10 protein-coding genes are annotated in these 13,390 nt (G+C 71.8%); 3 read left to right on the forward strand and 7 right to left on the reverse strand.

Translation table 11 applies throughout. The annotated features are described in order from the left end of the window. Window positions 1–71: 71 nt before the first annotated feature. On the reverse strand, window positions 72–3,278 hold the full coding sequence (locus RVX_RS11505; protein ID WP_116306566.1) for an ATP-binding protein: 3,207 nt from the start codon (window positions 3,276–3,278) through the stop codon (window positions 72–74). A gap of 433 nt (window positions 3,279–3,711) precedes the next feature. On the opposite strand from RVX_RS11505, the gene RVX_RS11510 reads away from it, so the two are divergent. Continuing rightward, window positions 3,712–6,027 (forward strand): YgiQ family radical SAM protein, encoded by a 2,316-nt coding sequence (locus RVX_RS11510; protein ID WP_116305968.1) that lies wholly within the window; start codon window positions 3,712–3,714, stop codon window positions 6,025–6,027. 138 nt (window positions 6,028–6,165) lie between these two features. Here RVX_RS11510 and RVX_RS11515 read toward each other — a convergent pair whose 3' ends face one another. Beyond that, window positions 6,166–8,682, reverse strand: coding sequence for a hypothetical protein (locus RVX_RS11515; protein WP_230404583.1), 2,517 nt, complete (start codon window positions 8,680–8,682; stop codon window positions 6,166–6,168). 146 nt (window positions 8,683–8,828) lie between these two features. Between RVX_RS11515 and RVX_RS11520 the strand changes: the two genes are divergently transcribed. Then, a complete protein-coding gene (locus RVX_RS11520; RefSeq protein ID WP_116305969.1) occupies window positions 8,829–9,296 on the forward strand; it encodes an EVE domain-containing protein in 468 nt (155 codons plus the stop codon). A 58-nt stretch (window positions 9,297–9,354) separates the two neighbouring features. Then, window positions 9,355–9,576, forward strand: a complete 222-nt coding sequence (locus RVX_RS11525) for a SlyX family protein (RefSeq protein ID WP_007527329.1) — start codon at window positions 9,355–9,357, stop codon at window positions 9,574–9,576. 50 nt (window positions 9,577–9,626) lie between these two features. Here RVX_RS11525 and RVX_RS11530 read toward each other — a convergent pair whose 3' ends face one another. The 5 genes from RVX_RS11530 to RVX_RS11550 form a co-directional block, all read right to left on the reverse strand. Then, on the reverse strand, window positions 9,627–10,196 hold the full coding sequence (locus tag RVX_RS11530; RefSeq protein WP_116305970.1) for a VanZ family protein: 570 nt from the start codon (window positions 10,194–10,196) through the stop codon (window positions 9,627–9,629). Window positions 10,197–10,307: 111 nt separating this feature from the next. Then, the gene (locus RVX_RS11535; RefSeq protein ID WP_116305971.1) at window positions 10,308–10,799 is read right to left on the reverse strand and encodes a rhodanese-like domain-containing protein; all 492 of its coding nucleotides are present in this window, start codon (window positions 10,797–10,799) and stop codon (window positions 10,308–10,310) included. Window positions 10,800–10,937: 138 nt separating this feature from the next. Next, window positions 10,938–11,552 (reverse strand): flavodoxin family protein, encoded by a 615-nt coding sequence (locus tag RVX_RS11540; protein ID WP_116305972.1) that lies wholly within the window; start codon window positions 11,550–11,552, stop codon window positions 10,938–10,940. Window positions 11,553–11,690: 138 nt separating this feature from the next. Further along, complete coding sequence (locus RVX_RS11545) at window positions 11,691–12,023, reverse strand: hypothetical protein (RefSeq protein ID WP_015946597.1); 333 nt, start codon at window positions 12,021–12,023, stop codon at window positions 11,691–11,693. A 172-nt stretch (window positions 12,024–12,195) separates the two neighbouring features. Then, window positions 12,196–13,314: an NADH:flavin oxidoreductase gene (locus RVX_RS11550; protein WP_116305973.1), complete on the reverse strand. Its 1,119-nt coding sequence runs from the start codon at window positions 13,312–13,314 to the stop codon at window positions 12,196–12,198. Window positions 13,315–13,390: the final 76 nt, after the last annotated feature.

Consider the following 13,390-nt stretch of genomic DNA (forward strand, 5'->3'; position numbering starts at 1 on the left):
CACCCTCCGGCCATTCTGCCGGTAGCCGCGCCCGCCACGGGCAGCCCCGCGAGACTCTAGCGCCCCGCCCCTCAACTGGTCGGCTGCTCGCCGCGCTGCATCTTGCGCAACTCGTGTTCCAACTGGTTCAGGGCGTCCATGAGCAGCATGAACACCGGGCGCGTTTCCTCCGCGCCCGTGGACCTGGTGCGCAGTTCCAGCCGTTCGGCCATCTGGCGCACCCGTTCCGCGCCGATGGCCTCTGCTTCCAACCGCAGCAGATGCGACAGGGCGATGAGCTCCACGCGGCTGCCCCGGTCCATGGCCGACCACAGGCTTTCGCGCAGCGTGCCCGACTGGCGCAGGAAACGCAGCGACGCCTCGTCGCCGCCCACCAGCAGCGTGGCCGCGTTGAACACCGGCGGCTCCTCCACCGGCGCGGGCGTGGAACGGCGCAAGGCCTCTTCTCCCGACCCGCCGCACACCAGCCCTTCCACGGCGGCCAGCAGCGCCTTCAGGCGCACCGGTTTCAGCGCCACGGCCACTCCGCCCGCCGCATCGATCGCCGCCTGGTCCACGCCCGTGGGGTCACCGGTCATGAGCAGCACCGGCACGTCGGCGGGGGTGGCCGCATCGGTCAGGCGGCGCAGTTCGCGCAACACCTGCGTGCCGTCCATGTCGCGCGGGTGCGCGTCGGTGACAACCAGGTCGAAACGCTGCGCGCGCGCCGCCGCCAGCGCCTCGCGCCCGGTGGCGGCCGTCACCGGGTGGTGCCCGCCCCGCGACAGGACGCGGCTTACGGCGTGGCGGTTCACGTCGTCAGACTCCACCAGCAGCACGTGCAGTTCCTGCGCGGGCGTCAGGCGTGGCAGGGCGGCAAGCGGCGAACCATCCGCCCCGGCGACGCGGGGCGGGGCTTGCTTCCCGGCCCGTGCGCGCGCCGCGCCGCCCTCCTCCGATAAAGCCGCCGCGGCATGGAGCGCTGCCTCGCCCGCGCCGAAGGGCAGCAGCACGCGGAAGACGCTGCCTTGGCCCGGTGTGCTGTCCAGCACGATGCGCCCGCCCATCATGTCCGTGAACTTGCGGCAGATGGCCAGGCCCAGGCCGGAGCCGCCGTAGCGCCGCGCCGTAGAGGCATCGGCCTGCCGGAAATTCTCAAAGATGAGCTCGTGCTTGTCTTCCGGAATGCCTATGCCCGTATCGCGCACCGAAAAGCACAGCCACTGGATGTCGCCCGTCGGCACGGCATCCGGCATGCCTGCGGGCAGGCCGCATCCCGCGTCCTCACTGGAACCGCCGGGGGCCTCGGCCCGGCTGACCACCACATGCACCCCGCCCTCGTCGGTGAACTTGATGGCGTTGCTGATGAAATTCACCAGCACCTGGCGCAGCCTGCCGGGGTCGCCGCGCAGGCGGCGGGGCACGTCGCCGTCGACGTGCAGGGTAAGGGTCAGCCCCTTGCGCTCGGCAGTGTGCCCCATGACGCGCACCACCCCGCGCACCAGCCGGGCCGGGGAGAAGTCGATGCACTCCAGGCGCAGCTTGCCCGCCTCCACCCGCGAAAGGTCCAGCAGATCGTTGACGATGCCCAGCAGCGCCTCGGCCGAAACCAGCGAGGCGCGCAGGTTCTCGGTCACGTCAGCAGGCAGGCGCTCTTGCAGCGAAAGTTCGGTCAGGCCGATGATGGCGTTGAGCGGGGTGCGGATCTCGTGGCTCATGTTGGCCAGAAATTCGCTCTTGGCCCGGCTGGCCTCATGAAGGCCGCGCGCCGATTCGGCCAGCGCCAGTTCCGTCCTGCGGCGCTCCAGCGCGGCCCCGATGATCTCGCCCGCCGTCTGCAAGAACTTGAGGTCCACCGATTCCCACACCCTGGGCCGGCGGGTGTCGTCGAAACCGATGAACCCGTACCACCGCCCCTGCGCCACGATGGGCAGCACCAGCAGCGAAAGGATGCCCTGCGACTGTAGCACCGTCCGCTCGGAATCGGGGAAGGTGGACACCGGCCCCCGGATCACCCGGCCCGCCTCCAGCTCCTGCCGCCAGCGGGGAATGGTGGTGGCGTAAGGCACGCCGTGCAGCAACGGGTTGTCGATCTGGGGCGGCACCCCCGGCGCGCACCGCTCGTAGCGCTGCGAACAGCACAGGCTTCCCTGCGCGCACTCGTGATTCTCGAAAATGTACACCCGGCAGGCCCCGGCCGCCTCGCGCAGGCTTTCCAGCACCGCGTGCAGCGTCTCGTCGGTGCAGGGGCGCGACAGCAGGTCGCGGGCGCAGCTGGACAGTACCCGGTCGTACAGCAGGCGCAGCTGCATCTCGTTGCGGGCGCGCACGCGGTCCGAAATGTCGCGCGCAACGGCCACGATCAGATCCCCGCGCGAGGAATGCCACGCGCTGGTGCTTATCTCCACGGGCACCAGGGTGCCGTCGGCCCGGCAGTAGCGGGCTTCCTGGGCCAGGAGCGGCGTTCCCCGCAGCACGGTGCGTGAAATTTCCGAGCAGCGTTCCGGGGTCAGGGTGGGGTTGACGTCGCAGGGGCCCAGGGTCAGCAACTGATCGCGCGAAAGCCCCAGCAACGCGCAGGCCCCCCTGTTCACGTCCACATGCAGCCCGGTCACCGGGTCTATGAGAAAGATGGCCTCGGCCGTGGCGTCCAGCGCCGCGCGGAAGCGGCGCATGGCCTCTTCCGTCTCCTTCATGTCGGTGATGTCCACGGCCAGTTCATAGCGGGCCATCCGCCCGCCGCCCAGCGGCACCAGCCGGTCGATGCACCGGAACCAGCGGTTCAGGGCCGGGTTGCGGAACTCCCAGACGTGGGCCTTTTCCGGCTCTTCGCGCAGCCGGGCGTTGTTGCAGAAGGGGCAGGGCGTGTCGCGCCCCTGCAGCGCCTGGTGGCAGGAGCGGCCCTCGCAATCGCCCACCAGGCGGCGCAGCGCGGCGTTGACGTGGAGTATCTCGTGGGTGTCGATGTCCGACAGATAGGCGCAGACCAGCCCGTCCACGGCCGGTGCGGCCATTTCCACGAAGGCCTCGGTGGTGTGGTCGTGAAAAAGGGAGCTGCCCGCCCAATAGCCGGGGACGGGGGGCTGGGCCGGGGACGGCCTGGGCTGCCCCGCATCGGCGCAGGCCGCGCCGGGTGTGGCGGACGTGCCGGACGTAGCGGACGTGCCGGACATGCCGGACATGCCGGACATGCCGGATAAACCGGGCGCGGCGGGCGGAACGGGAACGTCGGGGGGCAACCCCAACGCCTCGCGCAGACGGCGGTTCTCTTCTTCGAGGTGGAGCAGGCGACGGGTCATGTCACCGGGACAGGGCACAGCGCCGGAAACGGGGGCGGAACGCGCGCCCGAATCCGCGCCCATGCGTGCGGCCGGACGCGCATCGGCGCGCGCCACGCGGAGCATCGCATGGCCGCACTCCGGGGCGGGAGTCTGGTCCGGGGTCCGTGAACGGGGCTGCGCGGCCCCGTCGGCATCGTCCTTGCGCATGGCGTCCTCACGGGGTTCCCCCATTGTCCGGGGGCAACCGGCATAGTGCGCGAAACCGGGGCCGAACGCAACCGCCCCACGACGCCCCAGACATGGGCGGAATGGCGGGCGGGATGGCAGGCGGCAGGAAGGCGGCCTTCTTCGGTCCTGCCCGATTCCGGTCGGCCCTGCACGGCCCACCCGCCGCGCGACAAAACAGCGCATGCGCCTTGCGTGCCCCCCTGCCCGCCACTATAGTCCGCGCATGCGACATTCCAGCCACGACAGCCAGCGCGCCCGCACCAGCGACGGCGCGCAACCTGCGGCATACCAGCCCACACGGGGCCGCACGCCCCTGCCCCAGCCCGCCTTTCTGCCCACCACCGCGCGCGAGATGCGCGAGCTTGGCTGGGACCGGCTGGACGTGCTGCTCGTTTCCGGCGACGCCTACGTGGACCACCCCACCTTTGCCGTTGCCCTCTTGGGCCGCTGGCTGGTGGCGCACGGCTTTCGCACCGGCATCGTGGCCCAGCCCCGCTGGGACGCGCCACATCAGACGGACGACGTGGCCCGCATGGGCCGCCCCCGCCTGTTCACCGGCATTTCGGCGGGCGCGCTGGATTCCATGCTGGCCCACTACACCGCCTTCCGCAAAAAACGCCACGACGACGCCTTCACCCCCGGCGGCCGCGCCGGGGCGCGCCCCAACCGGGCGGCCATCGTCTACGCCAACCTGGCGCGCCAGGCATTTCCCGGCCTGCCCGTGGTGCTGGGCGGCATAGAGGCATCCTTGCGGCGCATCAGCCATTACGATTTCTGGACCGACGCGCTGCGGCGGCCCATCCTGCTGGATGCCAAGGCCGACCTGCTGGTGTGGGGCATGGGCGAGCGCGCCCTGCTGGACGCGGCCTGCGCACTGGATGCTGCCGTGGAGGCGGTGGGCGCGGACGAATACGACGCCGCCCTGCTGCCGCCGCTCGCGGAGATTTTCGACGCCATTCCCGGCACCGCCCGCATGGGCCGGGTGGCGGAATGGGACGCGGCCCCGGCGGACGATGCCGCACGGGAGAGCGCCGACCAGCCTTACGACGGCGACAACGGCGACCAAGGCAACGACACCGCCGCCCCGGCCATGCGCCTGCCCTCGCACGCCGCCATCACGGCGGACCCGCGCCTGCTCATGCGCGCCACCCTGCTGCTGGAGCGCCACGTACACCGTGGGGATGCGCGGGCCATCCAGCCCGTGGACGACACCCCGGACCCCAGGGCCGCCCGCGCCGTGCTGCTGGCCCCGCCCGCGCCGCCCCTGTCGCCACGGGAAATGGACGCGCTGTACGCGCTGCCCTTCGCCCGGCGGGCGCACCCGTCCCACCGCGAACCCGTCCCCGCCGAGGAAATGATCCGCACCAGCATCACCACCCACCGGGGGTGCGGGGGCGGCTGCTCGTTCTGTTCGCTGGCCCTGCACCAGGGGCGGCGCATCGCCTCGCGCAGCCGAGATTCCGTTCTGGACGAGGCCCGCCGCCTGAACGACATGGAGCGCTTCAACGGTTCCATCAGCGACGTGGGCGGCCCCAGCGCCAACATGTGGAACGCCCGCTGCACGCTGGACCCGGCCCGCTGCCGCCGGGCAAGCTGCATGCACCCGCGCGTGTGCCCCGGATTCGCCGTGGACCAGTCCGAGGCCGTGGAACTGCTGCGCGCGGTGCGCGCCACCCCCGGCGTGCGCCACGTGCGCGTGGCCAGCGGGGTGCGCTTCGACCTGGCCCTGCGCGACGATGAAGCCCTGCGCGCCTACACCATGGAATTCACCGGCGGCCAGCTGAAGGTGGCCCCGGAGCACATCTGCGACCGGGTGCTGAACCTGATGCGCAAACCCGGCCTCGGGGTGTTCGAGCGGTTCCTGACGGCCTTCGCCGACCATTCGACGGCGGCGGGCAAGGAGCAGTACGTGGTGCCCTACCTGCTCAGCGCCTTTCCCGGCTGCACCGACGACGACATGCGCACCCTGGCCCGCTGGCTGGCCGCGCGCGGCTGGTCGCCCAAACAGGTGCAATGTTTCATTCCCACCCCCGGCACCGTGGCCACGGCCATGTTCTTCGCGGGCATCGACCCCGAGGGCAAGCCCGTGCCCGTGGCCCGCACCGACGCGGAACGGCTGCGCCAGCATCGCATCCTGATACCCGACTTCGGCCTGCCGCCCGGCGCGGGGGGCAGGAGGGACGGGCGCGCGCAGGGCCGGGCCGACGAGCGCCCCGACCGGCGACCCGATCGGCGGCCGGGACGGGGGCCACGACCGGAAGGACAGGGCAACCGGGACGACCGCCGCGAAACGGACAGAACCGGCCGTTCCGGACGGCAGACCGGAAAACAGGACTCGCGGCAGGGCGGGCGGTCCGAAACCGGGGGCGGAAGCCCCGGCGACGCGAGGCGTGACCATGACAGGCCGGGGGGCAGGTCCGGTCCTGAAGGACGTGGGAATCGTGGAAATCGCGACGCTGGAAGCGGCGGACGCGGCGGACACAGCGGACGGGCGGAGCGGAACGGCAAGGCGGGACGGTCCGGCAAGGGCAGCCGCTGACGCCGCCCGGCCTGACGGGACGTCCGGCACGCAACGGCAGCAGAACCGGCATATCCGGCATATCGGGCATATCGGGCAGGTTCAGCGGGTTCGACGGGGCAGTCCGCCCGTCTCAGGCCGGACATTCAGGCCGAGCACTCAGCAAACATCGTCATCGGAAGGGAACGGCGGCGCGCCGTCCGCTGCGGGCCGCGCGCCATCCCGCGTGCGGTCCTCGGCCCCCGGCTTGCCCGCGCGGTGACGGCGCAGGGCATGCAATGCGGCCTCGCGCACGGCGTCCCCGCCATGGCGCAGCAGCGCGGCCAGCGCAGTGGCGGGCGGCGCATCCCGCCCCGCCTCCTCGCGCCGCGCGGGCAGGGCCAGCACCCGGCAGGAATGCTCTTCCGGCAGGGCGCGGCACAAGGCGTTTTCCACCACCAGCAGCGCTTCCAACGACCCCGCCGCGCCCATTGCACCCATTGCACCAGTCGCGGAGCGAGCGGGCCCGCGCCCCCGCACCGGGCATGCGCCCCCTTCTCCCACCGGTCCGCCTTCGGGCGAAAGGGCCACGGCCACCGGCCCGGCCCACGCCGTGGGCAACGCGCCCAGCACCGCCGCCGCCCGCCGCGCGTCGCGCACGGCCAGGTGGCGCAGCACGGCCACGGCCACGGCCAGCCCCTCGGCCGTCAGCAGGCGGGCCAGCGTCACGGCGGGCACTCCCAGCAGCAGCGCGAAGGGCTCCACGCCATGCGACGCATCCGCGTCATGAAGGCGAGTTTGCTCGTAGCCGGGGCCGCTGCCCGACACATCCTCACCGCCCCTTTCCGCCTCGGCAGGCCCGTTGGCTTCGGAAGTTCCGGCGGACCCCGCCGCCGCGTCCGCCGCGTCCGCGGCGTCGAGGCAGGCCCGCACCTCGCGCATGTCGTCCGGTCCCAGCGCCCGCATGAGCAGGCGGCGCACCTGCGCCTCGCCTTCCAGCACCAGGTCCTCCGCTCCGGCCAGGCCCGCGCCGTCGTCGCGCAGCACGGCCTCCACCTGCTCCGCGTACAGCGAACCCAACCCGCGCATCACTTTCACGAAGCGGGCCGCCACCTCGGGCCGCAGGGCCGCCAGGGTCTGCGCGGCATGCACCTCGCCCAGCGCCAGGGTGCGCACAACAAAGCGCTGTTCCGGCGACAGCACCTGCCGGAACAGCCGCCGCCGGGCCATGCGACGCCGCACCTCGGCGCCCAGTTCCGGCCCCAGCAACGCCAGCACGGCGTCTCGCCGCAGCGGGGCCAGCCGTGCCGCCACCACCGCCGCCGTCTGCGGATGCCCCCCGGCCAGATGCCGGGCCAGTTCCGCGTCGGACAAGACCTGCAAACGGTCGTGGGCCGATTCGGCGGTTTCGGTCTGCTCCGGGGCCAGCAGTACGGCCTCGTCGGCCAACAGGTCGGCCAGCGGCAACAGCATGGCCAGGGGCAACGCCAGCATCAGGCGGCCACCCCAGGGTGCACAGGGCCCACGCCGCGCCGGGGGGGCCAGTTCCTGCGGAATGGACGGCGGGGAAGGCGCGGGGGAAAAAGCGGGGGACGGCCAGTGCAGCACCACCTCGAAGGGCGTGGCCACCAGCGGCTCGCCAAGGGCCGCCCAGTCCGGGCGCAACGCCTCCCGCGCGTGGACGGGCTGGCCCGGTTCGCCGGGGGGTGCGTCGCAGCCCGAGGTCTCGATTTCGAAATAGGGCAGGAAGGCCCATTCCAAGTCCAGTTGCAACTGGCGGCCAAGGTGCGCGCACAGCGCGGCCTCTGCATGGCCCTGCCGCCAGCCGTTGCGCCCCCCGGACCCGACCCCGGAAGTCCCGGCAGGGCCGAGCGGCCCGAACGAACCGAACGAACCGAACGAACCGAACGAACCGGGCGACCCCGGCTGCGGGGACATGGTGTCGCCGTCTGCTCCGGCCCACGCCCCGGCCATCACGCGCGGGTCCACCCCCAGCGCCAGCCAGGTGGCCGTTTCGCGCAAGGGATGGTCGAACAGCAGCGCGGCCGTGCCTTCCAGCGGGACCACCCCGAAGCGGTGCATGGCGGGCAGCACCAGCAGCCCGGCGCAACCGGCCATGTCGTACAGCCGGGTCTCTCCGGGGGTGACCTCGCAGCCCACCCCGCACAGCGCGCCCATGCGCCGGGCCGCCGCGTCGGCGAAGCGGCGCACGATGCGTTCCAGCAACGGCAGACGGCGCAACACCGGCAGCCCGCCGCCGGGGCGGGGGAGCAGATCGCGCAGACCGGTGAGGCCATCGGTGCAGCGCAGCGGGCCGGGCGCGCGGCCAAGCGGCCCGGCTGGTTCGTCTGGGGGAAGCTGGCCGGAGGAACCCCGGCCCGAAGGAACATCGCGAAAACCGAGCACTCCGGCCCCCAGGGAACGAGGGGCGCGGCTTCTGCCGCCTCCCTGCACCACCACCAGTTCGGGCGCGGGAAATCCGCCGTCCGCTGCCCCCGGCGCATCCGGGGCATTCGGGGCAACAAACGAGTCGGCCCCGCCAGACCCGCCGGGCTCGCCAGACCCTGCGGCCCTCGCGGTCCTTGCGGACAGACGTGCTTGCCCGCCGGGCGCATCGCCGCCACCGCCGGTTCCGGCAATGCGCCGGGAGCGGCGGAAGGGAAGCACCTTGCGGTGGGGTGGCCTGCGCTCCTTCATGGGGCCTCCTGGGGGGTTCCCGCCCTTACCGCCCACCTACGCCAAAACGCAGCTGCCGCCAAGCGCGATGCGCGGCGCGGACTTTACGGCGGCGCGCGGCGCGGGTATCGTTTCCGCTGTCCGGAAACATCCCGCAAGGAGGCGACATGCCCCGCCACTGGCTGTTCAAGACCGAGCCCGGCTGCTTCTCCATAGCCCACCTGGCCGCCCTGCCCGGCGCAACCTCCAGTTGGGACGGCGTACGCAACTACCAGGCCCGCAACTTCATGCGCGAGATGCGCCTGGGCGACCTTGGGCTGTTCTACCACAGCGTCACCCACCCCTCGGTGGCCGGGGTGGTGGACATCGTGCGCGAGGCCTACCCCGACCACACCGCATGGGACCCGGAGGACCGGCATTTCGACCCGGCCTCCACGCCGGACAAGCCGCGCTGGTTCATGGTGGACGTGCGGCTGGTGCGCACCTTTGCCCGGCCAGTGCCGCTGGCCCAACTGCGCACCCTGCCGGAACTGGCGGACATGGAGCTTCTGCGCAAGGGCAGCCGCCTTTCGGTGCAGCCGGTGAGCCCCCTGGAATTCGCAACGGTGCTGCGCCTGGCCGACGCCGACGCATAGGCGACGGCTTCTGCACAGGCCCCGCCCCACATACCCGCAATCACCCCACGGACGACCCATGACCAAGGAACTGGAAGACCGGCTGGCCCGGCTGGAAGAGACCGTCTATTTTCAGGAACAGGCCCTGCGCGAGCTGAACGACGCGCTGGTGCGCCAGCAGGCCCAACTGGACGAGACGGACCGGCTGCTGGCGGCGGCACGCGAGCGGTTGCGCTCGCTGACCCAGATGATGGAGGACGACGGCGGCGAGGATACCGGGCCGCCTCCGCATTACCTATAGCGGATTTCATGCGACCGGCTGATGGGGCAACCCGTCCGCCGGTTTTCCGTTCAGGCGCCGGGCTTGTGGCGGCGTTGCCCGGCGGCGCTGCATGCGGGAGATGCGGGGGATGCTGACGGGTCGCTGTGCGGCGCGCCCCTGTCCGTGGGATCCACGACGGTTTGCGCACACGCGGCCATCCGGCGGGCCAGATGCCCGGCCAGCAGCACGCCCAGCCACGTGCCCGTCGCGTTGGCGGCCATGTCAGCGGCGGAGGCCACCCGGCCGGGCACATACGCCTGCGCCAACTCCAGCCCCACGCCCAGCAGGGCCATGGACCACGCCGCCCGGCGCGCCGCCGGGGCCAGCGCAGGCGGCGACGGCGACGACGGCGGCGACTGACGGCCCCGGAACGACTCCGCCGCCAGCAGCGCCAGCAACAGGTAGGCCAGCGTGTGCCACAGCTTGTCGATCTGCGGCACGTCCAGCAGCATGTCCGGCTGGGGAATCAGCGATTGGCGCACCACCACGGTCACGGCCAGCCCCCATGCGCAGCGCGTGCAGGCAACCCGCCAGGGGTGGCTGGCCCACCAGGCCAGCAGGGACGATGTCGGGGAGCCGTGTTTCCGGAAATCGGGCATCGGGTGCAGTCCTGCATGAAAGCGGCCGGGCCGCTGGTAATACCCTCGGAAGGAATGTCTGAAGGCCGGGACATCAGGGCATGGCGCGCCGCGCCAGCATCAGCGCAGCCGTCAGCCGCCCCCCGTGCACGGTGAGCGGGGCGGGGCTTCCTGCTTCGGCACGCCGTCGTCCCCCGGCGGCGCGCAGGGGCCGCAGGGGCCGAATTCCACGGGCAGCCCCGTGGCGTGCCAGGCGTCCATGCCGCCCGCGATGCGGTAGGCCACGGCAAATCCCTGCACCACGGCGGCGCGGGCGGCGGAATCGCTGCGGGTGGACGTGGCCCCCTCGCACACGAAGGCCACGGACGGACACTGGGCGGCGCACAACACCTTGTGCAGCCACCAGCGCCGCAGCAGCCGCGCCACCCAGGTCAGGGGCAGGGGAAAGCACAGCGCGCCGGGCACGTGACCGGCCTCGTAGTCCGGCGCATCGCGCACGTCGATCACGCTCAGCGTGCCCGCCTGCGCGCGCCGCCACGCCTCTTCGGGGGCCAGCAACCCGTAGCCGCCCGAAGCCGCCTGCCGCAGCAGCCCGACCGGAAATTCCCGCGTGTCGTCAGCCATGCGCCGTTACCCGCCCCTCCCCTGCACGGTTCCACCCTGCCCGCCACGTAACACGGCGCGGACGGGACGAAAAGCCCGGCCGCGCCGCGTGGCATGCGTATGGTCCGGCGGGACGCACTGCGGCCCACCTGTCACTTCCTAGACTTCGCCGCCCTTCAAGGAAGCAGGCGCCTCCGGCCCGTTCTTCAGGCACTTGAGCACGTGGGCCATGTTGCGGCCCAGGTTGACCATGGTGCGGATGCCTTCCTCGTCGCCGTTGACGTCGCCGGGGGCCAGGCCGATGCCCACGTTCCAGTAGCTGGAGCACGGCACCACCATCTCGGCGATGCCGAAGAAGGCCATCAATCCGTTGTACACCTGCTGCGCGCCGCCGCGCCGCACGGCCACCACGGGCGCGCCCACCTTCATGCGCAGCGCGCCGCCGTTGGCGATGGACACCATGCCCGCGCGGTCGATGAGGGCCTTCATTTCTGTGGAGACGTTGGCGAAATAGGTGGGCGAACCCAGGATGACGCCGTCGGCCTTGTGCATGGCGGCGATCCACTCGTTCATGGGGTCGCCGGTCTGGATGCACTGGCCGTCCTGCTTTTCGAAACACTTCATGCAGGCGATGCAGCCGCGCACGGCCTTGCCGCCCACGCGGAATTCCTCGGTGGTGACGCCCGCGGCCTCAAGTTCGCGCCGGACGGTGCCGAGCAGGATGGACGTGTTGCCGTTCTTGCGGGGGCTGCCGTTGAAAACGACGACATGCATGGAAATATCCTCCGGTTGGGATGGGGGCATGATGGGTGGCCGCATGGCCCGCGCCGCACCCGGAGGCTGGGCCGCGCGCCCTGTCCGTTCCGGCCAGGGAAGGCGGAACGAAGCTGGAGCGCGCGGCCCGGATTCGGGCTATTGCGCGGGGCCAGCGGCGGTTTCTTCCGCCGGGCCGTCGGCCTCTTCGACAAGCAGGCCCAGCGGCACGTACGGGCCAAGGGGAATCAGTTCGAACTCTATCTGCCCCTGCTTGACCAGAGGCAGCGTGTTGATCAGCGACTGCGCCTCTTCCATGGAGGGGGCTTCCAGCACCATGACGGTGCCGGACCGGTCCTGCCGGAAGTACACCTCGCGGACCACGTCGGCGAGGTACATCTTGATGGTATGGGCCACTTCCTTCAGGAAGTTTGCGCGGATGACGTCGGGGGTGGCGTCTTCGCGAACCTTGTCGATGGCGAGAATCTTCATGCGCGGCTCCTCGTGGAATTGCGGGTTGCACCCGGTCCACGACGGGTACGCGGTTTCGCCGCCCCGCTCAAGGCCCAAGTGGCCTGCCGCACGGGGGAACGCCGGGATGCGCGCCCCGTCACGACGCATGGGGGCGCATGGGGCCGCGTGGTCCGCGCGCGGCCGTCCCTCGCTATTCCCCGGCAACCTCGCCGCGCGCCACGGGGCAGTAGAAGCCCCGGTTCTCGCGCAGGGGGCCGTAACACTTGTTGCACGAGATGCACGCGGCGCGGGCGTCGTCGCCTTCCGCCCAGCGGCGCACCAGGCCGGGTTCGCGGATCAGCGGGCGGCACAGCGAAAGCATGTCCGCCGTGCCCTCGTCCACCAGTTGCTGCGCCACCTGCGGGGTACGGATGCCGCCCACCAGGATCAGCGGCACGCCCACTTCCGCCTTGAAACGGCGCGCGGCCTCGCGGTACCACGCCTCGTCCTCGGGCGTGCGGATGCGCGTCACCCGGGCGGGCATGCGGTTCGGCGGGTTCATGGCCGTGCCGCCGGACATTTCCACGGCGTCCACCCCGGCGGATATGGCATGCCGGGCCGTTTCCAGCATCTCGTCCACCTCGAAGCCGCCGTCCATGAAGTCGGAGCTGTTCAGCTTCACCCACACGGGGAAGGTGGGCCCCACGGCCTCGCGCACGGCGCGCACCGCCATCAGCAGGGGGCGCATGCGGTTTTCCAGCGTGCCGCCGAACCGGTCGGTGCGCTTGTTGCGCGCGGGCGACAGAAACTGGCTCAGCAGATAGCCATGCGCCCCGTGCACCTGCACCCCGTCGAAGCCCGCCTGCACGGCACGGCGCGCTGCGGCGGCCAGGGCGGCCACCACTGCGTCGAGGTCTGCTTCAGTCATTTCGCGCATGGGCAGAAAGCCTTCGCGCTCGAAGGGGGTGGCGGTCATGCCGGGTTCGCCCGTGGCCGGGGTGTGGGCCAGGCCGCCCGCGTGGGCCAGCTGGGCCACGATGCGCCCGCCGCCCGCATGCACTGCGTCGGCCAGCATGCGCAGACCGGGAATGCAGGCGTCGTCATGGATGCCAAGTTGGCGGGGGCCCGCCTGCCCGCGCTTTTCCACATAGGCATGGCCGGGTATGACCACGCCCACGCCGCCCTTGGCCAGTGCGCCCAGCACCTCGGCCAGAGCCGGGGTGGCCAGGCCGTCGTCGGTAGCCAGCCCTTCCCAGGTGGCGGAACGGACGAAACGGTTGGGCGATTCCAGATTGCCGATGCGCATGGGCGCGAAAATGGATGCGCTCATTGGATCTCCGTAGTGTGCCGCCCTGCCCGCAAAAGGGGGAGGGAGGACACACGAAAATGTTGGCGAAATGTCGGGT

Origin of the sequence: Nitratidesulfovibrio sp. HK-II (assembly GCF_003402415.2) — a bacterium.
In the GTDB taxonomy this organism is placed as follows: Bacteria; Desulfobacterota; Desulfovibrionia; order Desulfovibrionales; family Desulfovibrionaceae; genus Cupidesulfovibrio.